Here is a 15,425-nt window from a genome sequence, read left to right as displayed (position 1 = left end):
GGGAATGCGGGCAGATCGCTCGCCTTCCCCTCCAATAGGCGCTTAGAAGGCGTATTTGGCCATGATGCCCCAGGTCCGTGGCTCACCGATATAAACGGAACTCGTCGGGAAGGATGGAATAAGGTTGCTGGTCGCCGCGAAATATTTCTCGTTGAACAGATTCTTGACGTAGAAGCCGAGGTCAAGGCCAATGCCACCAATACCGCGCCAATCCAGTCGGGCATTGGCCAGTTGGTAGCCCGGCAGCTGTTCGCCATTCTGACCGCCGAAATCGTCGGTCATGAACAGGTCGGCGTTGAACACCACATCCCCATCGGCCGGACGGATCGGCAGCGTCCAGCTTACACTGGCGGTGCCGGAGAAGCTGGGCGAATATCTGTTGATCTGCCCCTCACCCAGCACGATGGTCGAAGGCAGCGCTGCAGGGATGGTCAGGCTTTCCACCTTCACATTGGTATAGGCGGCGTTGAAACTGACGGTAAGGCTCCGCACGGGGCTGATCGATGCCTCCATTTCGACGCCCCAGATTCGCAGATCGGCGACATTGACGGCCAGCGATCCGTTGGTCGGCGAATCCGGCGTGCCGTTCGGAACGGTGGTCTGCGTGTTCAGGAACTGAAGCGCATTCTTATATTTGCTGTAATAAGCCGCGAGGTTGAGACGCCCGCGTGCCGAACCGACATGATAGTCATATTTGGAGCCGATCTCGACGTCGGTGATCTTTTCCTCCCCGGTCTTCTGGAAGGGGCGAAGGTCCGCGCAGACGCCGCCTGTCGCAGCGCAAGCCGGGTTCGTGCCGCCCGTGGTAAAGGGTGTTTCGAACAATGGCGTGTTAACGTTGACGCCGCGATAGCCTCGCCGCGACACGACATAGAGCAGCCAGTCCGGGGTCGCCTTATAGTCGAGGCCGATGGTCCAACTCGGCTCTTCGCCCTTGTTGGACACGGTGCCGACGCCGTCGGCCAGACCCAGGGCCGCCGTGCTGAGGCAGGTGGATTCATCGACATAGTTCGTGCCGATGGTGCCGCCGCAAGCCGACACCTTGTCCCAGCTGTAGCGAGCGCCGAGATTGAGCTTCAACTTGTCGGTGAATTCATAGCCGATCTGGCCATAGACTGCCCAGTTCTTGTTGCGGACATGGGCCGTCACCGCTGGGGCAGGCACGCCGCCCACCGAAAACGCCGTAAATTGCGATCCGCTCGCGCCGTTGGGCTTGTCATTATTGTAGAAGCCGCCGACGATGAAATTAAACGATCCAAAATCGCCCAGCAACTGGGTTTCATTCGTCAGATACTGCCGATCCAGCACGGACGACGCCGTGAACAGCGTGAACGGCACGGCAGAAGGCGCAGGGGCCGGCAGGCCCGTAGGCACCTGCAATTGCGGCAATCCACTGGTGTTGATCAACTGATAGCTGTAATTTTTCCGGTAGCCGAAAATATTCCGCAGCGTCAGATCGCCGAAGTTGAACGACGTGTCATTCGTGATGGCTGTGGTTTTGCGGTAGGATGCCCCACCGTTGATCCCGCCATCGAACGATCCGCGACGATTGTCCCTTTGCGTTTGGAGAGCCGCCTGCACCTGCGGTTCGACGGCACCCAATCCGAGCGCTGCGAACGGGAAATTCTCACGCAGAAGATAGACGCCGCCTGCCAGTTCGTCGCCCTTGAAATATTCATAAATGGTCGTGCTCTTGAGGCCGTCGAACGGCTCAACCAACAGAGAGAGGCGGTAGGCATCCTGATGGATATTATCGAATCCGGGGCCGCCGTCGAACGCTATCGTACGGGGATCCTGACGACGAATCTGACCTGCGGCGCGGAAAGCGACCTTATCCTCGACGATGGGGATATTCACAGCGCCTTCCAGTTCGCGATAGTCGAACCGACCGTATGTACCCTCCACATAGCCTTCGAATTTGTAGCTCGGCTTCTGGCTACCGATCACGACCGCACCGCCCAACGTGTTGCGACCGAACAGCGTGCCCTGCGGCCCCTTGAGTACCTGAATGCTGCCAATGTCGTAAGTGGGCACATTCGAACCGACCGCCGGCAAGGGTGTGTCGTTCAGATAGATGACCACGCCGGGCGTGACTTCGCCCAAAGGCAACTGACCGATACCGCGCAGCGTCAGAGCCACATTGTCCTTGCCTCCATCGGAGGAGAAAGTGAAGCCGGGCGCAATCGTCTTGATGTCGCTGACGGTTTGAACCGTACTGCGTTCGAGCGCATCGGCGGAGAAAGCGGAAATGGAGACAGACACGTCCTGCAGCCGCTCTTCGCGGCGGCGGGCCGTGACCACGATGTCACCACTATTGGCGCTATCCGCCTGCGGTGCGACTGGTGCGTCAGTCTGGGCCCAAGAGGGAACTGCAATTGCAGCAGCGCTCGCAACCAATGTCAGTTTCAGGGCAGCCAGTCGCATAAAAATCCTCTCATCAAAGCAATTTGTCGATTCCATCGGCACTGCGCGCAGGCGTGATCGCTTGCGGCAAAATCGGTATAGCCCCGATTTTCCCACCTATCTTCCGGTAGGATTTAGCTCCAATGAATATTATTGCTGATGATGTTGCATTTGCGCCGCAGTATCTCATGCGGAAATGGCGCGCGCCTTGTAAGCAGATCAAAGCGACAGGGGACCTCGGGCCTTTTCCCGATCCCAAGCAAATATACAAACGGCGGATCGCACAGCGCTGGCCTCACAGCATATTAAGACCAAGCCGCGATCAACTCCTCGACCGTTGCGACAGATGGCTCGCCGATCGCTGCAGCATCGAGCGACAATCGAGGCGCGGGCGCAGGCTGGACTATGCCGTGTCGTCCGACGAAAGTCCCGCGCTCTTCATTATGCGCATGACGAGGCGCTTCCTCCATCGATAGAACGGGCGTCACGCAAGCGTCGCTCATGGCGAACAAAGCCGCCCATTCATCCCGGCTCTTCGTTTTAAAAGCCGCCGCGAAATCGGTCTGCATCGCTGGCCAGCCGTCGCGATCGTTCTGAACATAGCGGCGGTCGGAAAGACCCAATCCGCCCACCATCTGGGCAAAAAACTTCGGTTCCAAGCAACCTACCGCGACATGCCGCCCGTCGGCGCATTCATAACAGCGGTAGAATGGCGCGGCGCCGTCCAGCAGATTGGACCCTGGCGCATCCTCCCACAAACCCTTGGGCTGCCATGCGTAGAAGAGGCTCATCAACGACGCTACGCCATCGGTGATGCAGGCATCGACCACCTGTCCCTGGCCCGTCCGCTGGGCCGCCAGCAATGCGCTCAACAAGCCGAAGATCAGGAACATAGCGCCGCCGCCATAGTCGCCCACCAAATTGAGCGGCACCGGCGGCGTTCCGCGCCGATCTCCCATTGCATGGAGCGCGCCGGTGATCGACAGATAGTTGATGTCGTGGCCGGCCCGCATCGCGAGCGGACCGGACTGGCCCCAGCCTGTCATCCGACCGAACACGAACCGCGGATTGCGCGCCAGACAGACGTCGGGACCGACCCCTAATCGTTCCATTACGCCGGGCCGGTATCCCTCGATCAAGCCGTCAGCCCGTTCGACCAAGGCTAGCAACTGTTCGCGATCCGCGTCCTGCTTCAGATCGAGATATGTCACTGCCCGGCTGCGGTGCAATATGTCGCCGCCGACATCGTCCCAGTCGCCCGCCGCTGCCGAGGGCGGGCGGGCAATTCGGATAATCTCCGCCCCCATGTCCGCCAATAGCATGGCAGCAAGCGGCACAGGACCGATCGCGTCGATTTCCAGCAGGCGAATCCCCGCCAATGCACCCGTGCCCGTCATCAGATATTCGTCCGGTCCGCACCTTTGAGATCCAGCATGGCGCGCGCCTCGTCCGGCGTGGCGACTTCGAGGCCCATGCCTTCGAGGATCTGCCGCGCTGTCGTCACCTGTTCCGCATTGGTCTGCGCCAGCCGCCCCGGACCGCCCCAAAGCGAATCCTCCAGACCGATGCGCACATTGCCGCCCATCGATGCCGCCATGGCGACGATGCTCATCTGGCGCGCGCCCGCCCCCAGCACCGACCATTCATATTGATCGCCGAACAGCCGATCGGCCGTTCGCTTCATATGCATGATATCGTCGGGATGGCTGCCGATGCCGCCCAATATGCCAAAGCAGGTCTGGATGAACAGCGGCGCTTTCACCAAGCCGCGATCGAGAAAATATTTCAGGTTATAAAGGTGGCTGGTGTCATAGCATTCAAATTCGAAACGCGTACCCAGCGGCGACAGGGTGGTCAACAGATGCTCGATGTCGGCATAGGTGTTCTTGAACACGAGATCCCGGGACGCTTCGAGCGCAGCGGGTTCCCAATCGTGCTTGAAAGATTTGAATCGATCTAGCATCGGAAACAAACCAAAACCCATCGTGCCCATATTCAGGCTGGCCACTTCCGGCGCAAAGGTCTGGGCAGGACGGATTCGCTCCTGCACCGTCATGGACGGGTGCCCACCCGTAGTCAGATTTAAAACGGCGTCGGCGCGCTGCTTGATGACTTTTAGGAAGGGTTCGAACAGATCCGGGTTCTGATCCGGTCGTCCATCGACAGGATTGCGTGCATGCAAATGAATGATGGCCGCGCCGGCCTCTGCCGCGCCGACCGCCGATTGCGCAATCTCCTCCGCCGTTACAGGCAGATAGGGCGACATGGAGGGCGTGTGGATCGCGCCTGTGATCGCGCAGCTGATGATGACCTTGCGTTTTGCCATGATATTTCCTTTCGCGCAGGCTGCGCCGGTCGCAGGTTGCGCCAGCGGCGCAATCTATCCTTCGATAGGAAGCGGTCGGCGCTTCATGGCAAAATGCCAAGCTGACGCGCCCTCAGTACCGCCTGCGGTCGCCGACGCACGCCCAGCTTGTCGTAGATTTGCTGCATATACCATTTCACCGTTCCTTCGGTCAGGCCGAGGCGATCGCCGATTTCCCGGTTCCGAAGCCCTCCGCTCACCATCGTCAAAATGTCGACCTCCCGATTGGCGAGGCGTCCGGTCAGGCCGAACTCGTCATTCTCCTCTTCCTCTGCCTCAATCTGCGGTCCCCGCCGCAACATCGACACAAGACGGACAGCGAAACGATCTGCCGGCGTTTCCAGTTCGGGGCCCTGCGAATAGGCCTCGATGATCAAAGACGCGATGACTTCCCCTTCATCGACAAAGACCCGCACCCAACCAGCCGGTTCGGCCATCTCTACGGCTGCGCGAACAGCCCTGCGTGCTTCGGATCGGTTGCCCTGAAGTACTGCGATCTCGGCCAGCAGCAATTCGAAGATCACGGCGGAACGGGTCGCTCCGGCGCGCTTGACGAATTCCAGCCAACGATAGGCGACCTTGCGCGCCCGGCCCAGCCGATGCCGCTGCATCTCTATCCTGAGCCATGCGATTGCAATATTTTCATTGCGTCGCGTGGGGTGCAGGGTCGGAATGGGCTCGCCTTCCAATTGCGGATCGCCTGCGATGAAATGCTGCTCCGCTTCGTCGATCTGCCCCGCTTTTATCAAAAGCCGCACCTCTTCGGCGACGATGAAGGAGCGCAGCCGGTCAAGCCCGCATTCGATCGCGACGAGATGGGCATCATTCAGGGTCGAAAGCGCACTGGGAAGGTCGCCTCTTGCAGCCCGCAAACGCGCGCTGACCAGATAGCCCGATGCCATCTGATCGGAAAATCCCCATTGCCGCACAACGGGCAGATATTGTTCCGCCAGTTCCGACGCCTGGTCGAGGTCGCCTGCGTCGTAAAGCAGCTCCGCCAGCGGCAGCGCGGGAAGCGCGGCTAAGCCGGACCCAACGCCATGGATTTCGACGGCCAGAGCGAAGGCCTCCTCCAGAAAGCGTTGCGCCAGGGGAATTTTGCCTTGTGCCATCATGGTCGGCGCGACCGAGGCCTTAAGGGCGATCGATGCGAAGGCCGAACCGGGACGCGACAGAGCGCGACTTGTTTCAGCCTCCAGCTTGAGCATGTCCTGAAAATGATAAAGCTCGCGCCGCGCCGACATGAGCTGTGCCAACAGGGTGCAGCTGAGATAGGCATGGCTGTCAGCCAATTCCGCCAGCAACGGTTCGGAATCGGTTTCGACCGTGACCATATCGTCGCGCGCCGCCGCCAGCATCACCAAGCGATGGCGGATCAGCAGGTCGAGCTGCTCGATTTCATGGGCGGGCAAGAACCGGGCCTCGCGCTTCGCTTCACACGCCCGCCGTGCGGCGCCGATCAGCCTGTCAGCCGATGAAAATGCCAATTGGCGGATGCGTCTCCATGCCAGCGCGAGAAGCAGGTTGGGCCTATCGGCCAATATATGCCAAGGCAGTTCCGCGCCGAGTTCGTCGATACGATAGAGATAACCCGAATAGGTTAGCCCCTCGGCCAGACTGTCCAGCTGGTCGGCGAGAAAGGTCTTATCGCCGCTCAGCCGTGCATGTTCGATCGCCATGGCAAGCTGGCCTATGTCGGCGAAATATACGCTGGCCCGCCGATGCATAATGGCCGCTCTGTCAGGCGCCCGATCGAGCAGCCGGCCCAGCACCATTTCCCGAAACAGCCGGTGATAGGCATAGCGACTATGCTCCTGATCGATCGCGTTCAGGAACAATCCCTCGCGAAAGACATGGTCCAGCATCGCACGGGCATTTTCGTCGCCCGTCACCGCGGCACAGGCCGAGGGCGTCAGTTCATCCAGGATCGATGTGTCCACCAAAAAGCGGCGGACATCGTCCGGTTGCAAATTCACGACCTCATCGTGGAAATACTCCGCGAACTCGGGACGCAGACCCGTCAAACGAAGCTTGACGGCGCTTTCGCTCTGTCGGCGATATAGGTCGCAGGCTATGACGATGCCGGATACCCAACCCTGAGTATCGCCTACGATATCCTGAAGATCGCGCGAATCGACAGGCGTTCCGATGGACCGCGTGACCAATTCCGTGGCTTCGGCCAAGGTAAACGACAGATCGGAAAAACCCACTTCGACCAAAAATCCGAGGGCGCGCATGCGTGCCAGCGACAGGCCCACCGTACCGCGAGCCGCAATGATAATGGTCAACGCATCGCGCGCGCTCGACGACAATTGCGCGAGAAATTCCATGATAGGCTTTGCCAGAAATTGCGCATCGTCGACGATGATGACCGGCCTCACGCTGCCCATCGACGCGAGCACGGACAGCCAGCTTGCGTCAGATGCGCTGGTGTCCAGGGCATCCCATTGCAGACCGGCAGAGAGGCCCGCCGCCTTGAGGGCCAGCAGGAACGAACGCTTGCTTTCTATCCCTGCCCTGGCCGCCAGCCAAAGAACGGGACGCCCCTGCGTTTTGAGTTGATCTGCCCAATACAACATCGCGGTCGTCTTGCCGCTTCCAGCAGGCGCGGACACCACCGTCATGCGCGACTGGGCTACCTTGTCCGTCAGCGCAACCAACGCGGCGCGGCGGATTGGCTGATGCGTCGAACGCGGCGGCAAGATAGCTGTAGGCACGACGGTCATGCTCTTCTCTCCTAGCGCGCTTGGCGCGATTCGCTTGTTATCCAAAATATATTCTACCCGGTGATTATATAAGGCAATCCCTTTTTCCTATCGACAGATAGGTTCCCGATGAGACGGAAAACTGTCCAGCTTCCTATCGAAGGCGCCAAGATCGTTACGCACCCAGCGTCGTGATACAGGTTGCGGTACCTAGCAGGATAATAGGAAAGGTTGACCATGAAGGCCCTATATCTCGAACGGATCGACGGCCCCGAATCCGTCGTTGTGGCGGAAGTAGAAACGCCCGTGCCCGGTCCGGGCGAGGTACGTGTCGCGCTTCGGGCGGCGTCCATCAACCATCGCGAACTGTTCATAACCCAAGGACAATATCCTGGCATGACCGTGCCGGTTACGCTGGGCTGCGACGGCGCGGGCGTGGTCGACATGATCGGCGAAGGTGTCACGGGCGTCGGCGAGGGCGATGAGGTCGTGCTGTATCCCGCGCGCAACTGGGGCCCGAACCGCCATGCGCCTGCCGCCGATTTCGGCCTGCTCGGCATGCCCTTTGCCGGTACGATCGCCGAATATATTTGTGTGCCGGTCGACAATCTGGCGCCCAAGCCAACCTTTATGAGCTTTGAAGAAGCAGGGGCGATGCCGCTGACGGCGCTGACATCATGGCGCGCGCTCATGTTCAAGGGACGGCTGGGAGCGGGAGAGACGCTGCTCATCAGTGGCGTGGGCGGCGGCGTTGCGACGTTCGGCTTGGCCTTTGCTGTGGCCAAGGGTGCCAATGTCTATGTCACCGGCGAAAATCAGGACGTGATCGATCGCGCCGTGGCAATGGGGGCCAAGGGCGGCCTGCTCTATACCGATCCCGATTGGCGTAAGCAGGTGGGCAAGCTGACCGGCGGCATTGACGTTGTGCTGGACGGCGCGCCCTCGCCCAGCTTCGCCAATTATGTCCGCGCGATCAATCCGGGTGCACGGATCGTCATCTACGGGTCAACCGCTGGAAATGAGATCAAGTTCAATGCGACCGACATCTTTTTGAAAAGCGCCAGCATCGTCGGTAGCCAGGTCGGCGATCCGCAGGACTTTAAGGAAATGCTCGCCTTTGCCGAGAAGCATCAGATTAAGCCCGTGATAGAAGCGGCCTATCCGCTCGGACAGGCCAAGGAAGCGCTGTTGCATCTGCGCGACCAGCATAAGTTCGGCAAAGTCGTGGTGACGATGTGAGCGACCTGTTCAGTCTGGTCGGCAAGAAGGCGCTGGTCACCGGCGGGGCGCAGGGCTTGGGCCGCATGATCGCCGAAGGCCTGCTGCGTGCTGGGGCAACCGTGGCGATCACATCGCGCAAGGCCGAAATTTGCGAAGAGGCGGCGCGGGAAATGGCTGCGCTGGGGTCGTGCATACCCCTGCCCGCCGATTTGTCGACGCCCGAAGCGGCCGTCGACCTTGTCGCCCGCTATCGCGATGCGGTCGGCGAATGTCATATATTGGTCAACAATGCGGGTAAAACTTGGGGGGGGGCGATCGATAGCTTTCCCGACAAGGCTTGGCCGAGCGTGATGGCGGTGAATGTCCAGACGCCGTTCACCATGGTCCGCGAACTCCTGCCCGAACTGGGTGCATCCGGCACCTCTGCCGACCCGGCGCGGGTGATCAACATCGGTTCCGTTGCAGGTGTTAAGACAGCGCGGCTCAGTGCCTACAGCTACGCCGCAAGCAAGGCTGCTGTGCATATGATGACCCGGGATCTCGCTGGCGATCTCGCCGAACGCAACATTACGGTCAATGCTGTCATTCCCGGGTTTTTCCCGACCAAAATGACGGCACACATGCGCGACGAGGATCACGTCGATCCCGATCTGCTGGCGCATATTCCGCTCCGACGCCTTGGTTCGCCGGATGATATTGCGGGCATCGTCATTTTCCTGTGCTCGCGCGCGGGTGCCTATATCACCGGCGCGGAAATTCCGGTCGACGGCGGTGTCGTGGGTTGCGGCTGAAGGCCAAAGCCCTCTCACGGCTGAAACACGGGTTCGATTCCGGCTCAGCCCTCTCCAAAGGCGTTCATTGACGTCCGGAGAATGGCTGTTTTTCGATGTTTTTGCTGGTACAATCTCCATAACGATCCGGACAGATGTGCCCGCATCCGTCCACCGCCAATAGCTCGTACCCGAACAGGTCGAGCTTGCGACACAGTACCACGAACGCGCGGAACACCGCCTTGAATGCGGAGCGGTTGTCACGCCGGAAATCAGCGATGGTCTTGAAGTCGGGCCGCAGCCCGCGCAGCAGCCAGATCGGTTGGAGATTGCGCGTCGTTTCCGCCTCAAGGCGCCGGCTCGACCGCACCCGGTTGAGGTAGCCGTACAGGTACAGCTTCATCATATCGCCCGGGTGATAGCCCGGCCGTCCGGTGGCCTTCGGCTGCGAACGATGGAACTCAGCCTCGCCCAGATCGAGATCGTCGACGAAAGCATTGATGAAGCGCACCGGGTTGTCCGCCGACACGTAATCCTCAACCTATGCTGGCAGCAGCAGCGCCTGGTCGCGCGCATGACCCTCGATATACGCCATACCCGTAGCATACCCCGATCCGCGGCACGGCGGAATCGCAGACCCATCTTTTCACACGGTCCGGAGATCGTGTCCCACGAGGTGGTCTGAATGGTATTTTGGGACAAAGCGCTTCTTCGGAGCTACGCCCCAAGCGCACCAAGGTGCCTGCTCGATTTTCTCTTGCACATGGGCAACATATCTTCTAAGTGCGTCGGCATCCGCCGGACCTAGCATTCTTTGCTAGGTGGCTCGGCCCGGCGCCTATCCCCGGGATAACCTGACAAACCCCGCCGCCTGCTGACCGATGTGGTCGCTGCCGCTTGGGCTTGTTCCCCCGTTAATCTGATCGCTGACACTCGGCCTTTCGCAGCCCTGTGCTGTGCAGCACGCGTGTACGCTCAGCTAAGGTTATTAGCCGATGACGCTTTGCGCGATACAATCCAACGACCAAGACCGCTTGTTCGATTCCACCCACGTCCACCCGGGGCGTGCTCTTTCCCTTCTCCTCGATCGTATCTTGACGGTCGGCAACTTAGCTTTCGTGGATGGTAGCTCTGGTGAGCTGCTCCATTTTGGCGATCGTTCCGGCCCAGAGGTCATTCTTGGCCTAACCGCCGTCGCTGCTCGAAGGATTTCGGCCAATCCAGATCTCGCGCTTGGCGAGGCATTCGTCGATGGCACGCTGGTGCTAGTGAAGGGCACACTCGCCGACATGTTCGCGCTGCTATTCCGCAACAAGGCGGCGCTCAAATTGTCGCAGTCCAATCTCAGCAACATCGCGCTGCGGCTGAAACGCCGGTTCCAGCAGACCAATGCGCGCCTGCGCTCGCGACGCAACGTTGAGCATCATTATGACTTATCGCTCGACCTCTATCGGCTCTTCCTCGACGCCGACATGCAGTACAGTTGCGCCTACTTCGCAGAGCCGGGGATGACCCTGGAGGAAGCGCAACTGGCTAAGAAGCGCCACCTCATCTCCAAACTGCTGCTGGAGCCTGGTCAGCGTGTTCTCGACATCGGTTGTGGGTGGGGCGGAATGGCGCTCGAAGTTGCCGCGACTGAGCAAGTATCAGTGCTGGGTGTCACCCTGTCGGGCGAACAGCTCCAGGTGGCGCGCGAGCGTGCTTCGCTCAGCAACGCGCACTTCGAGCTTACCGATTATCGTGACGTTGAAGGCTCGTTCCACCGGATCGTTTCAGTCGGCATGTTCGAGCATGTCGGCGTGCCAAACTATGATACCTTCTTTCAGAAGATCGCCGGGCTCCTGACAGATGACGGCGTTGCGGTGATCCATTCGATCGGCCGGAAGGACGGCCCCGATATCACCAACCCCTGGATCGAGAAGTATATTTTCCCAGGCGGCTACATTCCGGCGCTATCCGAGGTGTTGCCGGCGATCGAGCGGGCTGGCTTGTGGGTCACCGACATAGAGATCCTTCGTCTCCACTATGCTGAGACGCTGGTTGAGTGGCAGCGCCGCTTTCACGCCCACCGTTCGCAAATTGCCAAGCTCTACGACGAACGCTTCTGCCGCATGTGGGACTTCTATCTCGCGTCAAGCGAGAGCGCGTTCCGCCATCAGGGCCACATGAACTTCCAAATTCAGCTCGCACGGCGTGTCGACGCTGTGCCGCTCACCCGAGACTACATCACCGACAATGACCGGGCGAATGCTCGGCCGATGGCTGACGCTGCCTGAAGCGGCGCTGCTGTTGAACGCATGACGCGGGTCGAACCCGCATACACACAGAACAGAGGCTTCATGACAAGCATCACATCCATAAGACAGGATTGGCTATCCAATCTCAAAGGGGACGCCCTGGCAGGCATCGTTGTCGCGCTCGCGTTGATCCCGGAAGCGATCGGCTTCTCGATCATCGCCGGCGTTGATCCGAGCGTCGGGCTGTTCGCCTCCTTCTCGATCGCCGTCATCATCTCGCTGGTGGGCGGTCGCCCCGGCATGATTTCGGCCTCAACCGCGGCGATCGCCGTCCTGGTCCTGCCGCTGATCCGCGATCACGGCGTCGAGTACCTGTTTGCAGCGACAATCCTGATGGGCATCATTCAGGCGATCGCCGGGTTTCTGAAGCTCGACCTGCTGATGCAGTATGTATCTCGCTCGGTCATCACCGGCTTCGTCAATGCGCTCGCAATCCTGATCCTCATCGCGCAGCTCCCTCAGCTTACCAATGTCGGGTGGGCAACCTACGCAATGGTCGCAGCCGGTCTGGCGATCATCTACCTTTTTCCGCGTTTGACCAAGGCCATCCCGTCGCCGCTGGTGGCGATCGTCATCCTTACGGCCGTTTCGATCTACGCCGGAATTAAGGTCAACACCGTTGGCGACATGGGCAAGCTGCCTTCGTCGCTGCCGGCGTTCTCGATTCCAAAGGTGCCGTTCACGCTCGACACGCTGCGGATCATCTTCCCCTTCTCGTTGACCATGGCCTCCGTTGGCCTGCTCGAATCGATGATGACCGCCCAGATCGTCGATGATCTGACCGATACGCCATCGAACAAGCGTCGCGAGATGAAGGGACAGGGCATCGCCAACTTCCTGACCGGATTTCTCGGCGGGATGGGCGGCTGTGCCATGATCGGGTAATCGGTCATCAACATCAAATCAGGTGGCTCGACGAGGCTTTCGACCTTCGTCTCCGGTGTCTTCCTGCTGTTCCTGATCGTCGTCCTGGGACCGCTGGTTGCTCGTATCCCGATGCCGGCGCTGGTCGCGGTGATGATCATGGTGTCGATCGGCACCTTCTCGTGGGGATCGATCAAGAACCTCAGGAGCCACCCGTGGCAGTCGTCGGTGGTCATGCTGGTGACGGTGCTGGTCGTCGTTTCAACCCACGACCTCGCCCAGGGTGTGGTGGCCGGCGTGGTTCTTTCCGGCCTGTTCTTTGCCAGCAAGGTCAAGCGCCTGTTCGACGTCTCGTCCGATCTGAGCGGCGATGGCAAGACGCGCACTTACCGTGTGTCCGGTCAGGTGTTCTTCGCGTCATCCGAGCGGTTCGCCGATGCCTTCGACTTCAAGGAAGTCCTTGATAGCGTCATCATCGACGTTTCGGCTGCGCACTTCTGGGATATCTCAGCGATCGGCAGCCTTGACAAAGCTATCCTGAAGTTCCGCCGCGAAGGCACCCACGTCGATGTTCTCGGCCTCAACCAGGCGAGCGCGACGATGGTCGACCGCTTTGCCATTCACGACAAGCCCGGCGCCGAAGCAGCGCTAGGCGCTCACTAAGGAGAGGGCATCATGAGCCGTATCTTGGCGTGTATCGACGCCTCCATCTACGCAACCAGCGTCGTCGATCTGGCAGCATGGGCTGCGAAAGGTCTCGGTGTGGCTGTCGAGTTGCTCCACATCGTTCAACGAAAAGACGCGATCGCCGCGCGGCACGACCACAGCGGTGCCATCGGTCTCGGTGTCAAAAGTGAGCTACTTGAAGAGCTGACCCGAATTGAGGAAGCGACCGGCCGCCTCGCAATCGAGGAGGGGCGCATCCTCCTCGATGCTGGAACGGAACGCCTGAAAAGCCATGGCCTCACCGTATCGTCGATGCACCTGCATGGCGGGATCGTGGAGACGATCGTGGAGCGAGAGGCGGACGCAGGCCTCCTCGTCATCGGTAAGCGTGGTGCGTCAGGCCAATTCGCAATGGAGCACATCGGCTCCAAGGTCGAACGCGTCGTGCGCGCCAGCGACAAGCCGGTGCTCATTGCGCCGCGCGAGTTCAAGCAGAGCCCGCGTTCGGTGGTCATTGCCTACGATGATAGCGCTGCTGCGACCCGCGCCGTTGCCATGGTAGCGGGGTCACCGCTGTTCAGCGGCCTGCCTGTGCACCTGGTTTCTGCGGGCGTTCGTGAGCCTGACGGCCGCGATATTCTTGCAAGAGCGGCGGAGCCTCTCCGCATGGCCGGATTCAGCGTCGGGACGTTTGTGGATGAGGGCAAGCCTGAGAAGGTTATCCCGGATTATCTGATGGCGAACGCTGACAGCATCCTGGTGATGGGTGCCTATGGCCATTCGCCACTGCGCACCCTCATCGTCGGCAGTACGACAACGACAATGATCCGAACCGCCCATGTTCCAGTGTTGCTGGTCCGCTAACAATGGGCCTCAACCTCGATACCGTTCGCCAGCGACTGCTCGCCAGGCGAGCGGCGCTGGTCGATGAGGATAGGCTGAGCGAAGCAGACCGTGCCCCGGTCACGCTGGACCAGGAAAGCGTCGGCCGGCTTTCACGGATCGACGCCATGCAAGTCCAGGCGATGGCACTCGCTTCCCAGCGGCGTCGCGCCCAGGAGCGAGAGCGGATCGATACTGCTCTTCAGCGCCTCGACAGCGGTGAGTATGGCTGGTGCGTAAACTGCGGCGAAGAGATCGCCATCGCCCGGCTAGATCATGCACCCGAGGTACCAACTTGCCTTGAATGTGCCCGAGGCACCTGAGGTTACAATAAGGAGAGGATCATGCCGACCGGCACGGTCAAATACGTCGACGCGAACGGGCAATATGGCTTCATATCGCGCGACGACAAGCAACCCAAGGTTTTCTTGCATGTCAAATCCGTGCTGCGCGCCGGGGTTGGTGAGATCCGCAAACACCAACGCTGGTCATTCGACCTTGCCGAGGGCCGCGATGGAAGACCTCAAGCCGACAATTTGTCCCTCTTACCCGACTGAGACCATCCATGCTTATCTTCTTGCGCGCCAATTTCCGCCGGCTCGCATGTGGCTTTCTGCTCACGCTTTTGGCCGCCTCGATCCTGGCGACTAGGTAGATCGCCCGAAGATCGGCCGTCGCTTCCTTTACGCGGGGAAGGGACTCATGAACCGCCCGATTGTACAAGATCGGGTCAGCTTTAATTTTGTTGGCCAGCCGGGCCGCATGAGCCGGCCGGGTGTGAAAACCGACACGCCGTATGATGCCTGATCCAAATACCCCTTTTCAATATCAGATGCGGTTAGCCGTCCATTGGTGGCGGCCAACACCTTGGCGAAACGCTCAACGTTCTCAATGTGGATAGTAACTGTCAGTGGATCGGCGCTTGCGGGCGTCACCGGCCCTGTCACCTACGGGGTAGCATTGGCCGTCCGCGCATTTGCGGGTGCAGGTAAACACGCCGTGGCTAGGAGCAACGCTGCGGTTCGAGACACAACTTTGGTAGGCATTTTCCGCTCTGAATAATCGCTTGGAGCGATATGCCCGCATAATACAGTCGTCAACGGATTGTCGTTCCCTGACCGGCACCAGCCGCCTCTCGATCATTCCCGATTAGGAACGGCCAGCGAGACAGACAAAGCCGTCTCGTTTGGGATCCAGACCGTCCGAAGACGCGACGCGATTCGGTCCGGTGGGGACGCCCAGGGGGGAATTG

The 15,425-nt window shown here is 60.0% G+C and carries 10 protein-coding genes, 2 pseudogenes and 1 other annotated feature; of the genes and pseudogenes, 7 read left to right on the top strand and 5 right to left on the bottom strand.

Annotation, left to right across the window (positions count from 1 at the left end):
- Positions 1-42: 42 nt before the first annotated feature.
- From DI606_RS03535 to DI606_RS03520, 4 genes are all read right to left on the bottom strand, one after another.
- Positions 43-2,424 (bottom strand): TonB-dependent receptor, encoded by a 2,382-nt coding sequence (locus tag DI606_RS03535; RefSeq protein WP_293979797.1) that lies wholly within the window; start codon positions 2,422-2,424, stop codon positions 43-45.
- 284 nt (positions 2,425-2,708) lie between these two features.
- Positions 2,709-3,803: a CaiB/BaiF CoA-transferase family protein gene (locus tag DI606_RS03530; protein ID WP_293979990.1), complete on the bottom strand. Its 1,095-nt coding sequence runs from the start codon at positions 3,801-3,803 to the stop codon at positions 2,709-2,711.
- Complete coding sequence (locus DI606_RS03525) at positions 3,800-4,729, bottom strand: 3-keto-5-aminohexanoate cleavage protein (RefSeq protein WP_293979796.1); 930 nt, start codon at positions 4,727-4,729, stop codon at positions 3,800-3,802. The genes DI606_RS03530 and DI606_RS03525 overlap by 4 nt, the downstream gene beginning before the upstream one ends.
- 83 nt (positions 4,730-4,812) lie before the next feature.
- The gene (locus tag DI606_RS03520; protein WP_293979794.1) at positions 4,813-7,494 is read right to left on the bottom strand and encodes a LuxR C-terminal-related transcriptional regulator; all 2,682 of its coding nucleotides are present in this window, start codon (positions 7,492-7,494) and stop codon (positions 4,813-4,815) included.
- Positions 7,495-7,710: 216 nt separating this feature from the next.
- Here DI606_RS03520 and DI606_RS03515 point away from each other — a divergent pair, with 216 nt between their 5' ends.
- Together DI606_RS03515 and DI606_RS03510 are read left to right on the top strand one after the other, a co-directional pair.
- Complete coding sequence (locus tag DI606_RS03515; protein ID WP_293979792.1) at positions 7,711-8,712, top strand: zinc-binding dehydrogenase; 1,002 nt, start codon at positions 7,711-7,713, stop codon at positions 8,710-8,712.
- Positions 8,709-9,485 (top strand): SDR family oxidoreductase, encoded by a 777-nt coding sequence (locus DI606_RS03510; protein ID WP_293979790.1) that lies wholly within the window; start codon positions 8,709-8,711, stop codon positions 9,483-9,485. The genes DI606_RS03515 and DI606_RS03510 overlap by 4 nt, the downstream gene beginning before the upstream one ends.
- A gap of 145 nt (positions 9,486-9,630) precedes the next feature.
- Here DI606_RS03510 and DI606_RS03505 read toward each other — a convergent pair.
- Positions 9,631-10,059: pseudogene (locus DI606_RS03505) on the bottom strand (transposase); the annotation flags it as partial.
- Between the two features lie 202 nt (positions 10,060-10,261).
- Positions 10,262-10,319: a sequence feature (sul1 is cis-regulatory element that is thought to sense ions involved in sulfur or methionine metabolism; They are found in Alphaproteobacteria), on the top strand.
- A gap of 179 nt (positions 10,320-10,498) precedes the next feature.
- Between DI606_RS03505 and DI606_RS03500 the strand changes: the two are divergent.
- From DI606_RS03500 to DI606_RS03480, 5 genes and pseudogenes are all read left to right on the top strand, one after another.
- Positions 10,499-11,740: a cyclopropane-fatty-acyl-phospholipid synthase family protein gene (locus DI606_RS03500; protein ID WP_293979788.1), complete on the top strand. Its 1,242-nt coding sequence runs from the start codon at positions 10,499-10,501 to the stop codon at positions 11,738-11,740.
- A 63-nt stretch (positions 11,741-11,803) separates the two neighbouring features.
- A pseudogene (locus DI606_RS03495) lies at positions 11,804-13,288 on the top strand (SulP family inorganic anion transporter).
- 12 nt (positions 13,289-13,300) lie between these two features.
- Positions 13,301-14,155: a universal stress protein gene (locus DI606_RS03490; protein ID WP_293979787.1), complete on the top strand. Its 855-nt coding sequence runs from the start codon at positions 13,301-13,303 to the stop codon at positions 14,153-14,155.
- Positions 14,156-14,157: 2 nt separating this feature from the next.
- Positions 14,158-14,496: a TraR/DksA C4-type zinc finger protein gene (locus DI606_RS03485; RefSeq protein ID WP_293979785.1), complete on the top strand. Its 339-nt coding sequence runs from the start codon at positions 14,158-14,160 to the stop codon at positions 14,494-14,496.
- 21 nt (positions 14,497-14,517) lie between these two features.
- On the top strand, positions 14,518-14,730 hold the full coding sequence (locus tag DI606_RS03480; RefSeq protein ID WP_293979783.1) for a cold shock domain-containing protein: 213 nt from the start codon (positions 14,518-14,520) through the stop codon (positions 14,728-14,730).
- The last annotated feature ends 695 nt before the right edge of the window (positions 14,731-15,425 follow it).

The organism is Sphingobium sp. (assembly GCF_003248505.1).
In the GTDB taxonomy this organism is placed as follows: domain Bacteria; phylum Pseudomonadota; class Alphaproteobacteria; order Sphingomonadales; family Sphingomonadaceae; genus Sphingobium.
Note: the sequence above shows the minus strand (reverse complement) of the source record. Positions and strands in the feature narration are given on the sequence as shown.

What these genes read in the sequence shown, in the direction of transcription:
- DI606_RS03535 (WP_293979797.1), bottom strand. Translation starts at nt 2,424, where the DNA reads ATGCGACTGGCTGCCCTGAAACTGACATTGGTTGCGAGCGCTGCTGCA.
- DI606_RS03525 (WP_293979796.1), bottom strand. Translation starts at nt 4,729, where the DNA reads ATGGCAAAACGCAAGGTCATCATCAGCTGCGCGATCACAGGCGCGATC.
- DI606_RS03520 (WP_293979794.1), bottom strand. Translation starts at nt 7,494, where the DNA reads ATGACCGTCGTGCCTACAGCTATCTTGCCGCCGCGTTCGACGCATCAG.
- DI606_RS03515 (WP_293979792.1), top strand. Translation starts at nt 7,711, where the DNA reads ATGAAGGCCCTATATCTCGAACGGATCGACGGCCCCGAATCCGTCGTT.
- DI606_RS03490 (WP_293979787.1), top strand. Translation starts at nt 13,301, where the DNA reads ATGAGCCGTATCTTGGCGTGTATCGACGCCTCCATCTACGCAACCAGC.
- DI606_RS03485 (WP_293979785.1), top strand. Translation starts at nt 14,158, where the DNA reads ATGGGCCTCAACCTCGATACCGTTCGCCAGCGACTGCTCGCCAGGCGA.
- DI606_RS03480 (WP_293979783.1), top strand. Translation starts at nt 14,518, where the DNA reads ATGCCGACCGGCACGGTCAAATACGTCGACGCGAACGGGCAATATGGC.